The organism is Pelomonas dachongensis (genome assembly GCF_043555865.1).
Taxonomy (GTDB): domain Bacteria; phylum Pseudomonadota; class Gammaproteobacteria; order Burkholderiales; family Burkholderiaceae_C; genus Pelomonas; species Pelomonas dachongensis.
In genome coordinates this window covers 404,716-422,057 of sequence record NZ_JBIGHY010000003.1, presented here as the reverse complement: position 1 = coordinate 422,057, position 17,342 = coordinate 404,716, and the positions used below count along the sequence as shown (strand labels likewise).

Here is a 17,342-nt window from a genome sequence, read left to right as displayed (position 1 = left end):
GGCTCACGCCGCTGGCGGGGGCGGCGCCGCGTCGACCAGGGCCGTGCCGAAGGCCAGGATTTCCACGGACGGCGTCGAAGAGCCGGCGATGGTGGTGCTCTGGAAGCGCACGCCGATCACCAGCCGGCTGCCGGCGGCCTCGGCCTGCGCCTTCAGGCGCAGCAAGGCCTCGCGGCGGGCGCGCTCCAGCAGCGTCTCGTAGCCGCGAAAGCGCCCACCGAAGAAGGATCTAAAGCCGGCCACGAAAGTCTTGAAGTAGTCCGACGAGATGACCACGGCGCCCGTCACCAACTGTGCCGAGCCGGCTGTCACGCCGTCGGGCACGTAGCGCGTGTTCAGCGCCACGACATGGCGCAGCGCCTGCTCGCGCTCGCGGATGCTGCGGTAGTGGCGCCGCTCCAGCACGCGCCCGACGACGTAGCCCAGCACCAGCGGGACGAGCAGCACCCACAGGTTGAAGGTCTCCAGCCAGAAGTCCAGGGTCATGGCGGTCGGCGCGGCGTCAGGCCGGCTCCACCGTCACCGCCGACCCGTAGGCCAGGATCTCGGCCGCACCGAGGGTGATGCTGGTGGTCACGAAACGTACGTTCAGCACCGCGTTGGCGCCGATGGCGCGCGCCTCGGCTTCCATGCGCTGCACGGCCTCGGTGCGCGCCTCCTGCATCAGGTCCGTGTAGGCCTTCAGCTCGCCGCCCACGATGTTCTTCAGCCCGGCCAGCAGGTCCTTGCCGGCATGCTTGGCGCGCACCGTGCTGCCCTGCACGATGCCCAGGTGCGCGGTGATGCGGTGGCCCGGCGCGGTTTCGAGGTTGCTGACGAGCATGGACGAGGCCCCTGTGGTGATGTGATCCGAGGGCCGTGATGATGCCCGAAGCGGAGCACCCGGCGTCGGCGGCGCGGGGCCTCAGCGGCGCCCGGCCGCGGGGCGCTTCGTGCGCGCCGTGCGGGAGCGCGACTGCGCTTCGTGGCCTTGCTTCCAGGCCTCGCTGCGCTGTCGCCACAGCTGGGCAGACTCGCCTGTGGCGTGTGGCTGGTTGCGAGACTGGCTGAGCGGGTTGGCGTCGTGCGCCTCACCGCGCGCGGCGGCCTTGGCGCCCTGGCGCCGCAGCTCCGAGCGTTCGGCCTCCGACAGCGGCAGGGCAGGCACTCGCGGCGACGGGCGCGCACGCCGGGGCGGCAAGGGGTAATTCATGGCGAGCTTTCGGCGGGTTGCGCGCTCGTCAGCGCCAGCAGCACGTCGGCGTACCAGGCGCAGTTCAGGCCCAGCGACTCGTCCTGCACCTGGTCGCGGTTGCGCATGTCCATGCGCGTGGAATGCACGCCCAGCAACTGCCAGCTGACCGGCGATCCATCGGCCTGGCTGGCCGTGCGCCGCCGCACGACCGGCGAGCCGCTGCTGCCGCGGTGCGTGCGCGCGTCCGTCAGGAAGCAGCCCTGGCGCTGGAAGCGCACGCCGTAGGCCGACGCGATGGACGCGCTGCGCGCAACGGCCAGGTGGTGGATGGTGTCGTGGAAGCCGAGCGGGAAGCCCGGAATGGTCAGCGGGTCGCCGATGGCGATGCCCTCCTCGCGTGCCTCCAGGTGGGTCTCGTCGAACGCCAGCAGCACCGCATCGGCCGGGAGCTCGGCGTGGGCGATCGCCATCACGGCCACGTCGACCGTGCCGCCGCTGTCGGTGGCCTCGCGCCACTGGCTCAGGCCGTCGCGGTACAGCGGCAGCGAGACCTGCGTGTGCCGGGTCAGGTCCTGCGCATCGGTGTGGACGCCGATGTCGATGCGGTCCGGCAGGTGCGCGCTGGCCGCGTCGGCGAAGACGTGCCGGTTGCTCACCAGGAACAGCTGCTCGCCACGGCGGAAGAAGAAGCCGCTCGCACTGGTCTTGACGGCAGCACCCACGAAGGTGGTGATGCGTGTCGTGGCCAGCAGCAGCGCGTCGACCGTACCGGCGGGCATGGCGAGCTGGCTGCGCTGCAGCAGCGCCCGGTTGCGCGCGATCTCACGCTCGAACGTCGTCAGCACCACGTCGGAGATGTCCGAATGCAGCATCACGGTGCGCGCGGCCTCGGCATGCGCGTCGAACGACGCCGCCAGCCGCGCCAGCGCCGGGGCGGACAGCGTGTCGATGACGGCTGGCATCAGCGCGTCCAGCGCCACCAGGCTGCCCTTCAGTTCGCAGATGCGCTCAGTGGCTTCTTGCAGGTTCTTCAATGGAGGCCTCCCGGTGCGGCAAGAAAAAAAGCGCGGCAGGGCCGCGCTTTCATCGGAGGGCGTCTGGGCTTGCCCGACGCCTGCAGTCAGTGCTGCTGGGGATCAACCCACGCTGCGGATGTTCGAGGCCTGCGGGCCCTTCTGGCCCTGGGTCACTTCGAACTGCACGCGCTGGTTCTCGGCCAGGGTCTTGAAGCCGCCGCCTTGGATTTCCTTGAAGTGGGCGAACAGGTCCTTGCCACCGTCATCAGGGGCGATGAAGCCGAAGCCCTTGCCTTCGTTGAACCACTTCACGGTGCCGGTTTGAGTCGTCATATTGAATTCCTTTGAGATTTCCAGGCGCGAAATTGCACCCAGCGAAGAGACGCCAAGAAAATCTTCAAGGGGGGTTCGACTCAGACCACCGGCAGAACACCGGTGCGGGAGGAAAGACCTAAGAGCGGACGGTCTTGTGCATATCAGCCGCCCGATAGTAGTCGTAAAAGCCGCCGGGGCGGTTTTATATTTTCGACAACCCGCTGCCGGCGCTCATGCCGGCACACGCACAGCCAGGCGCGCCTGCTCGATGGCGGTCAGCAACGCTTCTTCGGAAAACGGCTTGCCCAGCAGCTGCGTCACGCCGGCGGCCTGGGCCTGTTCCTGCTTGTCGTCGGAGGACGTGATCATCAGCACCGGCAGCTGCGAGGTCGCAGCCGCGGCGCGCACCTGGCGCGTCAGCTCGAAGCCGTCGATGCCGGGCATCTCGACGTCGGTGATCAGCACATGAGGGCGTTCGGCCGCCAGCAGCTCCAGCGCTTGCTCGCCGCTCTCGGCCAGCGCGACGCGGTAGCTGCGCGTGGCCAGCAGCCGGCTGAGCTTGACGCGCACGATCTTGGAGTCATCGGCGACCAGCACCAGCGTCTCGTCGGCGCGCAGCTCGCGCGTGGCGACGGCAGCTGCTGCAGCCTCGGCACGCGCTTGCGCCTCGGCGGCGAGACGTGCGGCCTCTGCTTCGGCGGCGGCCCGTGCGGCGGTCTCCGCGGCTTCGGCGGCTTCGCGCGAGGCCTGTTCACGCGCCAGTCGCGCCGCGTCCTCGCGGGCCTGCGCCTCGGCGGCCAGGCGTGCATCCTCGGCCTCCTGCGCCAGCCGCGCAGCTTCGCGTTGCGCCGCCTCGCGTTCGACCGTCTCGCGGGCCAGGCGCTCGGCTTCTTCGCGCGCACGGGCCTCGGCGGCCACGCGGGCGGCTTCGGCCTCCTCGGCGCGGCGCGCTGCTTCCGCGGCTGCGGCTTCGCGCTCGGCCTGCTCGCGGGCGAGCCGCTCGGCGTCATCGCGAGCCTGCGCCTCGGCGGCCAGCCGGGCGGCCTCGGCGGCTTCGCGTTCCGCCTGCTCGCGCTCGGCGCGCTCCGCTTCCTCTTTCTCGCGCGCCTGCATCTCCGCGGCGAGGCGGTAGGCCTCGGCGATGGCGGCCTCGTTCTCGGCCTGCTCGCGGGCCAGCCGGGCGGCTTCGGCCTCGGCGATGCGGCGCGTGGCCTCGGCCAGCTCCTGCTCGGCCTCGGCGCGCCGGCGTTCATCGGCCGTGTCTGGCTCGACCGGGGTTTCGGCGCGGTCCGCCGCCAGCTGCCGGGCGCGCGCCACGTGCTCGGCCTGCTCCAGCGCGATGCGCTCGGCTGCCTCGCGCGCGCGCTGGCGGCGTCGGTGGCGCAGCGATACCAGCGACATGACGACCGCCGCGAACGCGATGGCCAGGATCCAGATCAACAGCTCATTCATGGGGTGGGTGGTGGTGGGACCGCTCGATATCGCGGTCAGCGGGCGTCATCGTCGCGCCCGACCCGGCAGCTTAGCGAAGGTCGGCGGGCCTTGCCTTCATCAGGCGCGCTTCCCGGCAGTTTTGCTCGGTTCCTACCGGGGCTTGCAGCGGGCGGGCAGGCGCGTTCAGGGCGGCGCGGCGCCACGCGGCGGCGCAGGGGCTTGCTGAAGTTCGAAGGCCACGCGCGCCCAGCGGCCGCGGCCGTCGAGTGCGGTCAGCGCATGGCGGCCGGGTTGCCTGAGCGTCAGCACCTGCACGCCCTGACCCTCGCCATCGCCCACCAGCTGGCCGTCCAGCAGCCAGCTCACGCCCTGCTGGGCGCCGACGGCCTGCAGCCGCAGTGTCACGTCGGCCCGGCCGGGTGTGGGGCGCAGCAGACTGCCGGGTTCCACGCCGACGATGCGCAAGAGCTGCCCCCCGGGCGCGCGTGGCGCGCAGCCGGGGGCCCAAGGCAGGCGTTCGACCGGGTCCAGCGCCGCCGCGTCCATGAAGGGCCCGAGCAGCGTGGGCCAGCGCACGGTCTCGGTGCGCATCGCGTCGGGCGCGCAGTCGGGGCGCACACGCTGGCCGGCTTGCGTCCATGCGGCGGTGACGAGGCCACCGGGCTGCAGCCGGTCCGGCAGCGTGGGCGGCACGGCGCCGTCCACCGTCCAGGCGGTGCGGCGCTGCAGGCAGTGGGCGGGCGGTGTCAAAGCCTCGGCGGTGCCCAGTGGCCAGCAGATGGGCACGGCACGCACGGAGGCGGGCTGGCGGCGCGGGGCCATCTGTTGCCTGCTGTCGGCCGGGCCGAGCGCGGCGGCGATGTCGCGCAGCAGCGGCGCCGATGTGTTGGCGCCGAAGTGGCCGGGGTTGGGGGTGCCATCGGGCCGGCCCACCCACACGCCCAGCGTGTAGCGGTCCGTCACGCCAATGGCCCATGCGTCGCGGAACCCGAAGCTGGTGCCGGTCTTCCACGCGACGCGCTGGGCGCTCTCGCGGAACGGGTTGCCGGGCCGGCCGCCGCTTTCCAGGATCTCGCGCACGATGAAGGCGGCGCCCTCGCTCATCAGCCGCGTCTCGTGCAACGGGTCGTCCGGCAGCAGGCGGGGCCGGCCGGCCAGGCCGCCACGTGCCAGCGCCGTGTAGGCGCCCACCAGCGCTTCCAGCGAGGTGCTGCCGCCGCCCAGGATGAGGCTGAGGTTGGGCGCTGCATTGGCCGGCATGCGCAGCCGCAGGCCGGCGTGGCGCAGCCGGCCTGCGAAGCGCTCGGCGCCCAGTCGCTCCAGCAGGTCCACCGCGGGCACGTTCAGCGAGCGCTGCAGCGCCTCGGCCACGCTGACCGGGCCGGAGAAGTCGGCCTGGAAGTTGCCCGGCGCATAGCCGCCGAAGTTCTGCGGCGCGTCGATCAGCAGGCTCTCCGAGTGGATCAGGCCCTCGTCCAGTGCCAGCGCGTACAAGAAGGGCTTCAGCGTGGAGCCGGGCGAGCGCTGCGCGCGCACCATGTCCACATGGGCGCCGCGCTTGGCGTCGCCGAAGTCGGCCGAGCCCACGTAGCCGCGCACCTCCAGCGTGCGGTTGTCCACCACCAGCGCGGCCATGGAGTTGGCATCGGGCAGCGTGTTGAGCCGGTCGGCCAGCAGCTGCTCCAGCCGGGCCTGCAGACCGGCGTCCAGCGTCGTCTGGATGACCGCCTGGTTGCGGCCCTCGCGCCTGGCCTGCTGGCGCAGCCGCTCAGCTGCGAGTGGTGCGAGCCAGCGCGCGCGCAATGGCGGCGCGAAGACGCGCTCCAGCTTGGCATCGGCCACGTCGGCCGCGGGCCACACGCCCAGCGTCTGCATGCGCGTCAGCACCTTGTCGCGGGCGGCCTGCGCGGCGCCCACGGCGCGGTCGGGCCGCAGCCGGGTGGGCGACTGCGGCAGCGCCACCAGCAGCGCGGCCTCGGCATGCGACAGGTCGGCCGCCGGCTTGCCGAGGTAGGCGCGGGCGGCCGTCTCCACACCCTCCAGCGGGCCGCCCATGGGTGCGAGGTTCAGATACAGCGACAGGATCTCGTGCTTGCTGAGGTGCAGTTCCAGCTGCAGCGCGCGGGCGATCTGGCGCAGCTTGGCGGGCACGCTGCGGCCGGCGGCCCGGTCATCGACGAGGCGCGCCACCTGCATCGTCAGCGTGGACCCGCCCGACACGATGCGCCCGTGCCGCGCCCATTGCCAGGCCGCGCGCGCCAGCGCCGCAGGGTTGATGCCAGGGTGCCAGCGGAACCAGCGGTCCTCATAGGCCAGCAGCGCCTGCAGGTAAAGCGGCGATACGGCCTCGGGCGTCGTCGGGTGGCGCTGCGCGCCGTCGCTGCTGGCCCAACTGCGCAGCGGCGTGCCGTCGGCAGCCAGCACGGTCAGCGTGGGCGACGTGGCGGTGGGCTCGGGCAGCGGGCAGGCGAAGTCCAGCACCAGCACGGCCAGCAGCAGTGCGGCGAGGGCCAGCTCAAAGCGGCGCCACCGCGAGGCGGCTTCAGGCCAGCGCATCCCAAGGATTCAATACCGAGAGGCCGGACAAGCCCTGCACGGCCCGCACATTGCGCGTGACCAGAATCAGCCCGTGCTGCAAGGCAGTGGCGGCCAGCAGGCTGTCGATGGCCGGAAGCGGGCGGCCGGCCTGCGCCACGATGCGCCCCCAGCGATCGGCCACGGCAGCATCCACATTCAGCACGCGGCCGGTGAAGTACGCCGGCAACTCCGTTTCCAACCAGTCCAGCAGAACAAGGCGCCGTGAGGCGTCCTCCAAGACCTCGACACCCTTGCGAAGCTCCCCCAACGTCAGCACGCTCAGATACAGGGTGCCGGGCGGCCTTTTGGCAAACCATGCCGCCACGCGGGCATCGGGCTGGCGGCGGCGCAGTTCCGACAGCACGTTGGTGTCGAGCAGGTAGCTCACAGCTCGATGGCTCGCGTCAGGCTGGTGTCGCGCTGCGGGTCCAGCTCGTCGTCCCCGAGGGCCGCCAGCGGGGACCGCTGCATGAAGTCCAGCAGCGAACCGGCCTGCCCGGACAGCCGCTCGAAGTCCTCGCGCGACAGCACCACGGCCACGGAACGGCCATGCAGCGTGATGTCTTGCGGACCCTCGGACTGCGCCTGCTTGACCACTTCGGACAGCTTCGCTTTGGCCGCCTGCATTTGCCAGGATTGCATGGGACATCTCCAAATCTGACCAGACAGGTCAGATCCTAGGTCAACGCGGGTTTGATGCTGCTCGCCCGGTCCGAAGCTGCTGCAACTCCGCCGTCAGCCACTGCGCACTCTCCACCGGCGCCTTCCCCGCGCAGCGCACGAGGTAGGGTTTGCCGCTCATGCTGCTGCCGGACGCACCGCTGGCGATGAACTGCTCGGCGGTCTTCACCAGGTCTTTGCCTTCGAGGTAATCCAGCTTCTTCAGCAGATGCGACTTGGCGTCGGCACCGCTGTGCCAGCTGCCGTTGCGATTGAACTCGCAGCCGGAGGACTGCAGGCGGGCCAGCAGCGCATCCACCTCCGCGCGGGCGGCGGGCGGCAGCGGGGCGGCGTGGGCGGTCTGCAGCAGCAGCGCGCCTGCAAGCAGGAGGGATGGGCGCATGGCGGCCATTCTCGGCGACGCGCTCAGCGCGGGGCCTCACGGGAACTGGTGGCCGTGCGTCGTGCGGCGGGCATCGCTGGGCGACAGGCCGGTGGTGATGCCGCTGCCGCCCAGCACCGGCGTGGCGCTGAGCACGCTGCCCGAGGCCGGCGTGTCGCGGCCGTGGGTGTTGCGCCAGACGCTCCAGTCCATGTCGTTGCCGCTGCACTCGGCGTCCTTGTGCGCCAGGCGGTGGGTGCTCTCGATGAGGTTGGCGCCGCTGGTCATCTGCGTGGCGAAGCCGGCCGGCACGCCGCTCTGGCAGCTCAGCCCCGCATACGGCGGCAGGGCGCGCGACACGATGATGTTGTGGAACACCCGCGTGCCGCTGCTGCCGCTGTTGAACACGCCCGGCGCCTGCCGGATGCGCCCGCCCGCCAGCGTGTTGTGGTGCAGGTTGTGCTCGCGCATCGTGCAGCTGGCCTGGAAGCACTGCCCGCCCAGCACCACGTCGCCGTTGACCAGCAGGTTGTGGTGGATGTGCACCTGCTCGGCGTTGGCCTGCGCCGAGACCTGGACGCCGATGCGGCCGGTGTCGGCCGGGTCGAACTCCACGTAGTTGCGGCGGTAGGTGTTGAACTGCGAATTGTCCTTGTCATGGAAGCCGCCGTTCACGCCCGGGCCGAGCCGCACCTGGTTGTCCTCCACCAGCGACTGGCCGGCGTCGAACAGCACGAATGCATAGCCCGCGCCCACGTAGCGGCCGAAGTCGTTGTCCTGGATCAGCAGCTTGTGGCGCGACGCGGCGGCGTTGTCGCCCCAGCCGTGGATGAAGCCGGGGTTCTCGCTCTTGTTGGGGCCTTCCACGCCGTTCACGAAGCGCACGTTGCGCACCACCAGCCCGGCGCGCGCGGGGTCGCTGACGATGCCGTACTGCTTCACGTTGACGATATCCACGCCCTCGATGCGCGCCATCGGCGCGGTGCCCGCGCGCACCGTCAGGTTGCCGCTGTCGGCCATGTCCAGCGTCACGATCTCGTCCGGGTAGGCCAGCAGCTGCCGGGCTCGGGCGTCGGTCAGCACCAGGCCTGCCGCCGCGTGGCGGCCCTGGCGCAGCAGCAGCGCCTGCTCGGCGGTGCTGCGGGCCAGTGCCTGGGCCAGCGTCTTGAAGGGCGCGCTGCGTGAGCCGGTGCCGGTGGCGTCGTCACCGCCGGGCGCCACGAACAGGAAGCGCGCGGCCGACGAAGTGATCGTGAACGTCGTCGCCAGCACGCGAGGCGTGGCGCTGCTGTCGCGCACCTCCACGCTGGCCACGTAGCGGCCCTCGCGCGCCGGCGTGAAGCGCAGCGTGCCCTGGCGAGCGTCCAGCGTCACGCCGTCCAGCGGCTGCGCGGCACCGTCCAGCGTCAGGCCGGTCAGGCGGTACGCGTAGGGGTACAGCCCGCCCACCACGCCGGGGCGGCTTTCATAGGGCAGGCCGGGGTAAGCGGACTCGCGCACCGCGAACGACAGCACCAGCTCGCCGCGGGGCGCCGTGGCCGGCATGACCACGCGCGCGGCGCTGGCATGGCGGCAGCGCACGAACACCGGCGCCCCATCGTCCGGCACCGTGGTGGGTGCCGCGTCCGACACCGCGCACACCTGGCCCTCGGGCTGCGCCAGCACGCGCAGGTCCAGCGCCGCGCCGGCGGGCTGCTGCGGGCTGAAGGCATAGGGCTGGTTGTTGAAGTTCGCGTCCAGCGTGGCGGCGCCGTGCCCCAGCCGCAGCGTGGCGCCCAGCGCCAGGCCTTGCACACGCAAGTGCAGCGCCACGGCTGGTGCGGGTGGCGGCGCGGCCACGGGTGGTGTGACCGTGGGCGGCTGTGAGCTGGCGTTCAGCCCGCTGCCGCCACCACAGGCGGCCAGCGTGGCGGCCAGGGCCAGCGCGGCGAGCACGCGCAGTCGTGCAGGGGGCGGGGCGGACTGCGGTGCGAGGCTGGGCGGGCAGGCGGGGACGGTCATGGCGCGTGGAAGGCATGCGCCAGGTATCCCGGGCGGCGCGACGGGTCAGGCAAAGCGCGGCGGCAGTCTGCCCGTGACGGATGGTGACCCGGCGCGAGATGAGGCGCGGCTTTGTTGCAGGTTGTTGGTGGCGGGGCCGTCAAATCCGGGCACATGGTGCGTGCGCTGATTGCTATCCGCGCGCTGGGGCGCGGCACTGGTTGTAGCGCTCGGCCAGCTCCACCACGCCCAGCTTGGACTGTCGAATCTCCGCTCGGATCAGCGGTGTCGTACGGGCTCGCGCGTGGACTTGGCTCATGCAACTTTGCCAGCGCCAGCTCGGCCTTGAACAACGCCCAGCTGCGAATGGGAACATGATCACATGGGACCCAACAGGTAGGCTGGGGTGAGCGTGGCGAACCCCAGCGTCGACTTGGCTTGCCGCAAACATCCAACATGATGCTGCCCAAGTTGCCGTCGCGTCGTTCGGGCAACGTGCTGGGCTTACGCGTGACTTCAGCTTGTACGTTGGCGGTGACGTCCTTGCACCCCGACTGTGCCGTCGTACGAACGCGGGGTCCGCAAAGCTCCCCCAGCCTACCGAGCCGATAACAACGCCGCGAAGACGCGGTTGTGATCGGTCAAGAAGTCCGGCTGCAAAATGCCGTAGTGGGTCAACGACTTCTCAACAGTATCCAGACCCACGGCCTCGGCCCGCTCGTAGGCCAGTGAGCCCTTGTGGACTCGTTCCTGGGTGTTCGAGAAGTCGTCGAACTTCAAAGAATATCCAGCACCGAAATAGGCGAAGTCAATGTTTGGGGTCAGCGCTAGCCTCTTGATGATCGGCCAGTCGAACGAGTCGTACGCCTCCTTGACGGCAGGGGCCACGATGTTTTGCTGCTCCCAGTCGAAGAACGCGTTGAATAACGCTGCACGATCGTTGGTGCTGAACGAAGCACCGTCATCCGCTGCGTGGCAGCGTTTCAGAAGGCGTAGAAATGAGGTACCGATCCTTCTTTCCAGCAGTTCGTCGACGGCGTTTGACCTAGATGCAAAGTAAATCGCGTAGGACTCCGCACACACACGGCGATTGATGTCCCGAAACTTGTCGGCAAAGCTTGCGAGAGCCTCCAATCTGGCCGCCCGCATTTTTGGATGAAACACGAACTTGAAGGAAAGCACCTTTCCCGCATGCATGCCCTTGCGGAAATAGCCGGACGCCCAAAGCGCGCCATGTGCAGCGATCAACGGAAACACATTCCGTCCGCCGGACGCCTTGTATATGTGGTGGTACACGCAGGCACGTTGCGTCAAGCTGGCCAATCCGCCAGCCAAACGAACGCCGTCCAGCCGGAGCTTTTCGTAAAGAGAGCCGTCCAGCGAGCACGTATCCGTCAACTGGATCATCTCTTGTCCACCACCGCTATCTCCCCCTCGGCCTTGCCGACGCCGCGGATTTCCGCCCGATACATATCCTCCGCAAACGTCGCCGGCACCACATACCGCCCCGGCGTGACGGCACGCACCAGATAGAACAGATCCAGCGGCGAACCCAGCCGCGCCGCGGCGACGAAGCGGTCGTCGCGGTACTCGGTGTGGACGATGCGTTCGTTGGCATTGGCCTGCGCCACGTTGACGCCTTCCACCGCGAACTCGCCCGCCTGTGGGCCCTGGCTCAGGTTCAGGTTCTCGATCTCGAAGCCGGCCGGGATGCGGTCCACCACCAGGCCGTCCTTGATCTGCTGCGAGGCCTTCACGCGCAGGCGCACGATGAACATCTCGCCCGTCGTGAACTGCCGCGCCGTCACCGGCTTGCCGTCGGTGGTGAACATCGCGCGCTCCACCGAGATGCGGTCGCTGTTCGGGGTCAGCGGCTTGACCGGGTAGCCCTGGGCCGTGACGTCCAAGTACAGCGGCTTGTCGCCGTCGTTCTTCAGCGCGAGGCCCGAGCGCAGCTGCGCAATCTCGAAGCTCTGCTGGCCGGTGCCGCTGCAGGTCCAGGCGTCGGCCTTGGCGCCGACGGTAAGCGACGTTTTCCAGGCGTCGTCCTTGCCGGCGCCATTCGTCGCGGCCTGCACGGCGAGGAAGAGGGCCAGGCGCTCCTGCGTGGAGTAGTAGTTGCGCTTGCCGAAGTCGTCGGCCAGGTCGAACAGCAGGTTCTCGCGCTTGTCGTGCGTGACCTTGTGGCGCAGCAGCAGCGCGTAGGCCAGCGCGCGGTCGCGGATGCGGGAGCCGTAGTCGCCGAGCCATTGCCCCCAAACGCCGTCGTCGGGTTGGTAGCCGTAGGGGCGGGCCATCGCGTCGTCCAGCGCAGCCTTGGCGCGGGCTTCGTCGCCCATGGCCTTCAGCGCGAGGGACAGTTGCACCAGCGGCAGCGGGCTCAGCGCGTTGGCACGGTGCTTGTCGTGCAGTGTGCGCAGCGTGGCCAGCGGCGCCTTCTGCTCGCGGGCCAGGATGTAGCCGGCGTGCGCGGCCTCGGCGAAGCGCTGGTGCGCCAGGCGCAGCACCTCGGCCTCACGGAAGTCGGCGATGGCGCCCTTGTCGTTGCGGCGCGGCGCTGAAGGCGGTGTCATCTGCTGGCCAGGGCTGCGCTGGAACTGCTCGGTCAGGCCGTCCAGCGACTTGGCGAGCTGCGCCTCGGGCACGGCGAAGCCGGCGTCGCGCGCGTCTTGCAGGAAGCCGGTGACATAGGCACTGAGCCAGCCCTCGTAGGGGCTGCTCGCGGCCCACAGGCCGTAGCCGCCGCGGGCCTGCTGCATGCCGGCCAGGCGGGCGAAGGCGCCTTCCAGCCGCTTGGCGCGTTCCTCGCGCGGCACGGGCGTCATGCCCCAGCGCTTGGCGGCCTCGTCGTCGATGTAGAGCAGCGGGTAGGCGCTGGAGGTGGTTTGCTCCAGGCAGCCGTAGGGGTAGGTCAGCAGGCCGCGCACCTGATCCTTGATGTCGATGGGCGGCGTGTTGCTGACGCTCATGCTGAGCGTGGCGGAGCCGGCCCAGTAGGCGTCCAGCAGCGCGCGGTCCACCGTCTGCGTGGCGCCGGGCTCCAGGCGGATGCGGCGGCTCTCACGCGTCAGCGGCGTGACGGGCTGCACCTGCAGCGCAGCCTCGCGCACGAGGCTCAACGAGCCGGCCGTGACGGTCAGCTTGATCGGCGCCAGGCCGTAGGCATCCAACGCCTCAGCCTGGAAGTGCAGGATCTGGCGCTGCTTGTCGGCGAGCTTGACCGACTCGGCCGCGCCGGTGATTCGCACCGGACCGGTGGCCGACAACGCCACGCGCACGTCCTGCGGCGTGCCGCTGAGGTTGGTCACGTCCAGCGCGATGGTGGCCTTGTCGCCCGGCGCGATGAAGCGCGGCATGTTCAGCTCGGCCACCAGCGGCGCGGCGACGACGGTGTCGGCCTGCGTGGAGCCGTAGCTGTCCGCGCTGCTGACGACCGCCATCAGCCGCAGCGTGCCGTTGAAGTCAGGCAGCTTGAGGTTGATGGTCGCCTCGCCCTTGGCGTCCAGCACGACGGGGCCGCTGAACAGGTCCACCAGCAGCACCTTGCGCGGCATGCTCTGCGTGTCGCGCTTGCCGGCGTCGCCGCCGAAGCGTTGCTGCGCGACGTTGCCGTCCATCTTCTCGATGAGGCGGCCGTAGAGGTCCAGGATGTCGGCGCCGTAGCGGTGCTTGCCGAAGAAGAAGTCGGCCGGGTCGGGCGTCTTGAAGTTGGTGATGTTCAGGATGCCCACGTCCACGGCGCTCACGGTCACGATGGCCGGTTTGCCGGCTAGCTGCGGCGCCTTTACCTTGACCGGCAGCGTGGTGGACGGCTGCGTCTTGGCCGGCGCCTCCAGCGCGACCTTCAGCTTGCGGTCCTCACGGTTCAGCGGCAGGTGCACGAGGCCCAGCGCGCGGGCCGGCGTCACGCGGTCGCCCTGGCTGCCGGGGCGGAAGGCGGCGACGGTGACGTACAAGTCTTGCCGCTGCCATTCGGGCGTGGCGCCGACGGGGATGCTCAGGTCCGTGCCCGAGGCCTTCACGCTGACGCGCTTGCTCCACAGCACGCGGTCGCCCTCGACGGTGACGACGGCCTCGCCGTCGTGCGGCGGCTTGATGGTGAGCTTGGCGTCGTCGCCGGGTTTGAAGGGTGAGCCCTTGAGCTGCAGCTGCACACGGTCGGGGCGGTTGCCGATGTCGTCGGCATCCTGCGCGCCGTAGCCGGCGTAGAAGCCGTAGCGCAGGGTCTGCTGGGTCTCGGGGTCTTCGATCTCCAGGCGGTAGCGGCCCCACTTCACCGGCAGGTTCACCACCGTCTTGGCCTGCAGCTTCAGCGTGCGCGCCTCGACGAGTTCGTCCGTTGTGTTGAAGCCCGAGTGCCAGCCGCGGCCGTCGTCATAACGCCAATACCACTGGCGTTCCTCGTAGGTGAGCGTCAGCTTCAAATCCTTGGCGGGCTTGAAGGCGCCCGTCGCGTCCACGCGCTGCACCTCGAAGCCGGCCAGGCCGCCCTCGGGCGCCACGTTGCGGTCGAACAGCGGGCGCACGGCGACGAGCGCGGGCGCCGGCCACCAGGTGCGCTCGATGCTGCGCACCACCGGCCGGCCGCCGCTTTCCAGCAGGCTGAAGGCACCTCGCACGCGCATCGGCGAGTTGCGTTCGGACAGATTGGCGGTCAGCGCCACCTCTGCCTTGCCCTGCTCGTCCAGGTCGGCCTCGGGCAGGTCTTGCCGCGTGCGCGCCTTGTCGTCGGCGAAGTCGCCGAAGAGATAGCCCGGCAGCTTCTGCGCCAGCGGGTTGGCCAGCCGCTCGGTGGACACGGTGGATTGCAGCCGGTTGCCGGCGGCGGGCGCGCCGTAGAGGTAGTCGCCCTGCACCTGCACGGGCAAGCTCACCTCGCCTTGCAGCGGCGCCTCGGGCGCGGTCAGTGTGAGCTTCATGCGCTCGGGCAGGAACTCCTCGACCTTGAAGGACCATTGCGCGTCCGGGGTCTTCGCAGCCGGGTCCACGCGGGCCTGCAGCGTCCAGCCGCCGGTGGGCGCGTCGGCCGGCAAGGTGACCGTGTGCTGGAAATAGCCCTGGCCGGTCTTGTGCGGCTGCACCAGCTGCTCGACCAGCTTGCTGCCGTCCGGCTTCTTGACCGTGATCGTCAGCGCAATGAGCTTGGCCGGCAGCCGGCTGTCCGCATCACGACTCAGCACGGACACATTGAAGCTCTCGCCCGGCCGGTACAGGTCGCGGCCGGCGTAGACGAACACCTTGTTGCTGCGCGACGGGTGGCCGGTGGCGTCGAACTCGCTCAGGTCCAGCGCCGCGTCGCGCAGCGACAGCACCGACATCTCCGCGCCCTTGCGCGCCAGCACCAGCCGCGCCAGGTCGCCCACCTTGCCGTTGGTGCCGGTGAAGACAGCATGGCCGTCGCCGTCCGTCTTGGCCTGGCCCAGCGCCTTGCCGGCCTCGTCCACCAGGCTCAGCTCCACGCCGGACAGCGCGTTGCCGCTCTTCAGCGACGTGGCGAACACGTCGATCTGCGCGGCGTGGCGGCGCAGGTGCAGGCCGATGTCGGTCACGTAGTAGTGCGTGACCTGATAGTCCCAGCCGAAGCGGCCAGGCTGGCTCATGACGGCCACGTAAATGCCGGGCTCCTGCAGCGCCTTGATCTTCTCGACCGGCAGGAAGCTGGTGTTGCGCCGGTTGGCGCGCTCGTCGGTCTTGAAGCGGCTGATGTAGACGCTCTCGCTCATTGCGCGCAGTTCGTCCAGCACCCAGCCGCCGACGGTGCCCTTCAGGCGGCGCTGGTTGTCGCCGTAGCCGTCGTAGTAAGACTCGCCTTCTTCATCGCCGCCCGACGACTCCGAGCGCTGGCGCCTGCCGCCCACCTGTTCCAGAAAGGCCGACAGCGACTCCGGCTTGATGCGCAGGAACTGCACATCCACCTCGGGCGTGTTGACGGTGACGACCGGCAGGCCGCCGTTCTGCCCGGCCGGCAGCACCAGGCCGCGGCTGGCGAAGTAGAAGCTGGCCGGCATGGCCTCGCTGACGGCCTCGCAGGCCTGCGGCGTGGCCAGCTTGGCACCACCGCGGGCGGCGAGGTCGGCGTTCATCGTCAGCCGGTAGCTGCGGTCGGGCGTGACGAAGGGCAGGTAGAGCACGCGCGGGTTGTCACCCAGCACCCAGCGGGCGGCCAGCGGCTTGAAGCTGGCCTCGGCGGGCTTGCTGTTGGGGTCGGCGCCGCCGTCATCGCGGCGCTGGGGCGCGTCGCCCTCGCTGGCGGTCAGCAACTTGCCGAAGTCCTGCCGCGGGTCCAGGGCCTGCGTGAACATCACCGCGATGGCCGGCGAGCCGTCGAACAGCCGCGCCTTGCATTCGCTGAACGCAAAGGCCGCTTCCTCCGCGCCCACCTCGGCGCTGCTGGGCAAGCCGGGTTGCTTGAAATGCTGCCACCCGAAGTAACCCGCCACGGCCGCGCCGGCCACAACCACTGCCGCTGCTGCGGCCTTTTTTACGATGCTGGACGACATCCCAACCCCTCAAGAGTGCGGGGCGAGTGTAGGGAGGGATGGCGGTGGGTTCAGGGGGAGAAATTCCCCAGCGCGAGGCGCGCTCAGCGTTGCGGCGTCTGCATGGCGAGCGGCTCTTCCAGCAGTTCGCGCGCCGTCTCGCCCAGCGCCACGGCAAAGCCCAGCACCGCGGCGAGCAGCGCGGCGGTGAGGCGAAGGCGGGCGGGCGTGAACATGGCGAGATGGTGGGCCACGGCGGCGCGAAGCGCGCCCCCTAACTCGCAGGTGATTGCTGACGGCGTGTTGGCAGTAGCTGCCGTTCAGCTAGCCCGGGCACAACGGAATTGCCCCGGCGTGGTGCCCACGGCGACCTTGAAGCGCTGGCTCAGGTGACTCGCGCCGGCATAACCGCAGGCGGCGGCGATGTCGGCCAGCGGCAGGGCCGTCTCGCGCAGCAGCGTTCGGGCGTGATCCAGCCGGCGCGCGGCCACCCAGTCGTGCACCGTGCAGCCCATGGACGCGCGGAACATGCGGGCGAAGTGGAATTCGGACAGGCGGGCCTGCTCGGCCAGCCGCGGCAGGCTCAGGTCGGCGTCGTCCAGGTGCGCAGCCACGAACTCCAGCACGCGTCGCCGGGCAGCGCTCGACAGGCCGCCCGCGGCCCGCTCGGCCCGCTCACGCTGCCGGGGCTTCGCCGCCTGCAGCACCAGGTGGTCCAGCGCCGCCTGGCTCAGCGCGTCGATGCGCAGGCGCTCGGCCGGGTCCTGCCAGTCCAGCGCCGCGACGCGCTGGCCCCAGGCGGCGAGCGTCACGTCGGCGCCGAAGATGCGCTGCTCCAGCGTGATCGCGCGCGGCTCGGCGTCCAGCAGCCGCACGATGCGGTCTGCCCAGGCGTCGGCCGACAGGTACAGGTGCACGAAGCGCAGCGGCCCGGCCACGTTCCAGTGCGACTCGTGCTCGGCCGGCAGGATGCAGTGGCAGCCGGGCGAGCCGGTCTGGCGCGGGGTCTCGATCAGGTGGGTCTTGCGCCCGCCCTGCAGGTAGACCGACAGCGTGTGGTGGCCGGGGCGCTGGTAATCCATGCGGCCGCCGTCGTTGCGCCACTGCACCAGGCGCAGGCCGTCGGGCAGCGCGACCTCGCGTTCGCGGCGCGCGTTGGAGCGCCCCAGCACGTCGAACACGGGCTGGTCTGCCGTATTCGATATCTCGCCGGCGGTCAGTGAGGCCATGCAGCGATGCTAGGGCCGCCGGGCTGCTCTGTGCCGGCGCAGGGCCGACGAAGCGCAGGAATCTGCAATCGCGCGGCGCGCGGATTCGCGATGCTG

The 17,342-nt window shown here is 70.4% G+C and carries 16 protein-coding genes; all 16 read right to left on the bottom strand.

What is annotated here, in order from left to right; genetic code table 11:
• Positions 1-3 precede the first annotated feature (3 nt).
• The 16 genes from ACG02S_RS10980 to ACG02S_RS10905 all read right to left on the bottom strand — a co-directional run bounded on the left by ACG02S_RS10980 (position 4) and on the right by ACG02S_RS10905 (position 17,246).
• The gene (locus ACG02S_RS10980; RefSeq protein WP_394470495.1) at positions 4-486 is read right to left on the bottom strand and encodes a YbjQ family protein; all 483 of its coding nucleotides are present in this window, start codon (positions 484-486) and stop codon (positions 4-6) included.
• A gap of 16 nt (positions 487-502) precedes the next feature.
• Positions 503-823: a YbjQ family protein gene (locus tag ACG02S_RS10975; RefSeq protein WP_394470494.1), complete on the bottom strand. Its 321-nt coding sequence runs from the start codon at positions 821-823 to the stop codon at positions 503-505.
• An 81-nt stretch (positions 824-904) separates the two neighbouring features.
• On the bottom strand, positions 905-1,192 hold the full coding sequence (locus tag ACG02S_RS10970) for a CrpP-related protein (protein WP_394470493.1): 288 nt from the start codon (positions 1,190-1,192) through the stop codon (positions 905-907).
• Positions 1,189-2,208 carry a S1 family peptidase gene (locus tag ACG02S_RS10965; RefSeq protein WP_394470492.1) on the bottom strand — a complete coding sequence of 340 codons (1,020 nt, stop codon included), beginning with the start codon at positions 2,206-2,208 and terminating at the stop codon, positions 1,189-1,191. The genes ACG02S_RS10970 and ACG02S_RS10965 overlap by 4 nt, the downstream gene beginning before the upstream one ends.
• 102 nt (positions 2,209-2,310) lie before the next feature.
• Entirely contained in the window at positions 2,311-2,523 is a 213-nt protein-coding gene (gene cspE, locus ACG02S_RS10960) for a transcription antiterminator/RNA stability regulator CspE (RefSeq protein WP_394470491.1), read from the bottom strand.
• 213 nt (positions 2,524-2,736) lie between these two features.
• The gene (locus ACG02S_RS10955) at positions 2,737-3,957 is read right to left on the bottom strand and encodes a response regulator (protein ID WP_394470490.1); all 1,221 of its coding nucleotides are present in this window, start codon (positions 3,955-3,957) and stop codon (positions 2,737-2,739) included.
• 165 nt (positions 3,958-4,122) lie between these two features.
• Entirely contained in the window at positions 4,123-6,495 is a 2,373-nt protein-coding gene (pbpC, locus tag ACG02S_RS10950; RefSeq protein ID WP_394470489.1) for a penicillin-binding protein 1C, read from the bottom strand.
• Entirely contained in the window at positions 6,482-6,904 is a 423-nt protein-coding gene (locus tag ACG02S_RS10945; protein WP_394470488.1) for a type II toxin-antitoxin system VapC family toxin, read from the bottom strand. Before ACG02S_RS10945 ends, pbpC begins: the two co-directional genes overlap by 14 nt.
• On the bottom strand, positions 6,901-7,158 hold the full coding sequence (locus ACG02S_RS10940; protein WP_394470487.1) for a type II toxin-antitoxin system Phd/YefM family antitoxin: 258 nt from the start codon (positions 7,156-7,158) through the stop codon (positions 6,901-6,903). Before ACG02S_RS10940 ends, ACG02S_RS10945 begins: the two co-directional genes overlap by 4 nt.
• Before the next feature lie 40 nt (positions 7,159-7,198).
• A complete protein-coding gene (locus tag ACG02S_RS10935; RefSeq protein WP_394470486.1) occupies positions 7,199-7,579 on the bottom strand; it encodes a DUF5329 family protein in 381 nt (126 codons plus the stop codon).
• A 36-nt stretch (positions 7,580-7,615) separates the two neighbouring features.
• Positions 7,616-9,559, bottom strand: a complete 1,944-nt coding sequence (locus ACG02S_RS10930) for a right-handed parallel beta-helix repeat-containing protein (RefSeq protein ID WP_394470485.1) — start codon at positions 9,557-9,559, stop codon at positions 7,616-7,618.
• 172 nt (positions 9,560-9,731) lie between these two features.
• Entirely contained in the window at positions 9,732-9,857 is a 126-nt protein-coding gene (locus tag ACG02S_RS10925; RefSeq protein WP_394470484.1) for a hypothetical protein, read from the bottom strand.
• Positions 9,858-10,135: 278 nt separating this feature from the next.
• On the bottom strand, positions 10,136-10,945 hold the full coding sequence (locus ACG02S_RS10920) for a hypothetical protein (RefSeq protein ID WP_394470483.1): 810 nt from the start codon (positions 10,943-10,945) through the stop codon (positions 10,136-10,138).
• The gene (locus ACG02S_RS10915; protein ID WP_394470482.1) at positions 10,942-16,038 is read right to left on the bottom strand and encodes an alpha-2-macroglobulin family protein; all 5,097 of its coding nucleotides are present in this window, start codon (positions 16,036-16,038) and stop codon (positions 10,942-10,944) included. Before ACG02S_RS10915 ends, ACG02S_RS10920 begins: the two co-directional genes overlap by 4 nt.
• Positions 16,039-16,121: 83 nt before the next feature.
• Positions 16,122-16,253 (bottom strand): hypothetical protein, encoded by a 132-nt coding sequence (locus ACG02S_RS10910; RefSeq protein WP_394470481.1) that lies wholly within the window; start codon positions 16,251-16,253, stop codon positions 16,122-16,124.
• 84 nt (positions 16,254-16,337) lie between these two features.
• A complete protein-coding gene (locus ACG02S_RS10905) occupies positions 16,338-17,246 on the bottom strand; it encodes a helix-turn-helix domain-containing protein (protein WP_394470480.1) in 909 nt (302 codons plus the stop codon).
• Between the last annotated feature and the right edge of the window lie 96 nt (positions 17,247-17,342).

Coding starts and splice junctions, on each gene's coding strand:
- ACG02S_RS10980 (WP_394470495.1), bottom strand. CDS start 486: ATGACCCTGGACTTCTGGCTGGAGACCTTCAACCTGTGGGTGCTGCTC.
- ACG02S_RS10975 (WP_394470494.1), bottom strand. CDS start 823: ATGCTCGTCAGCAACCTCGAAACCGCGCCGGGCCACCGCATCACCGCG.
- ACG02S_RS10970 (WP_394470493.1), bottom strand. CDS start 1,192: ATGAATTACCCCTTGCCGCCCCGGCGTGCGCGCCCGTCGCCGCGAGTG.
- cspE (WP_394470491.1), bottom strand. CDS start 2,523: ATGACGACTCAAACCGGCACCGTGAAGTGGTTCAACGAAGGCAAGGGC.
- ACG02S_RS10955 (WP_394470490.1), bottom strand. CDS start 3,957: ATGAATGAGCTGTTGATCTGGATCCTGGCCATCGCGTTCGCGGCGGTC.
- pbpC (WP_394470489.1), bottom strand. CDS start 6,495: ATGCGCTGGCCTGAAGCCGCCTCGCGGTGGCGCCGCTTTGAGCTGGCC.
- ACG02S_RS10940 (WP_394470487.1), bottom strand. CDS start 7,158: ATGCAATCCTGGCAAATGCAGGCGGCCAAAGCGAAGCTGTCCGAAGTG.
- ACG02S_RS10935 (WP_394470486.1), bottom strand. CDS start 7,579: ATGCGCCCATCCCTCCTGCTTGCAGGCGCGCTGCTGCTGCAGACCGCC.
- ACG02S_RS10930 (WP_394470485.1), bottom strand. CDS start 9,559: ATGACCGTCCCCGCCTGCCCGCCCAGCCTCGCACCGCAGTCCGCCCCG.
- ACG02S_RS10925 (WP_394470484.1), bottom strand. CDS start 9,857: ATGAGCCAAGTCCACGCGCGAGCCCGTACGACACCGCTGATCCGAGCG.
- ACG02S_RS10920 (WP_394470483.1), bottom strand. CDS start 10,945: ATGATCCAGTTGACGGATACGTGCTCGCTGGACGGCTCTCTTTACGAA.
- ACG02S_RS10915 (WP_394470482.1), bottom strand. CDS start 16,038: ATGTCGTCCAGCATCGTAAAAAAGGCCGCAGCAGCGGCAGTGGTTGTG.
- ACG02S_RS10910 (WP_394470481.1), bottom strand. CDS start 16,253: ATGTTCACGCCCGCCCGCCTTCGCCTCACCGCCGCGCTGCTCGCCGCG.
- ACG02S_RS10905 (WP_394470480.1), bottom strand. CDS start 17,246: ATGGCCTCACTGACCGCCGGCGAGATATCGAATACGGCAGACCAGCCC.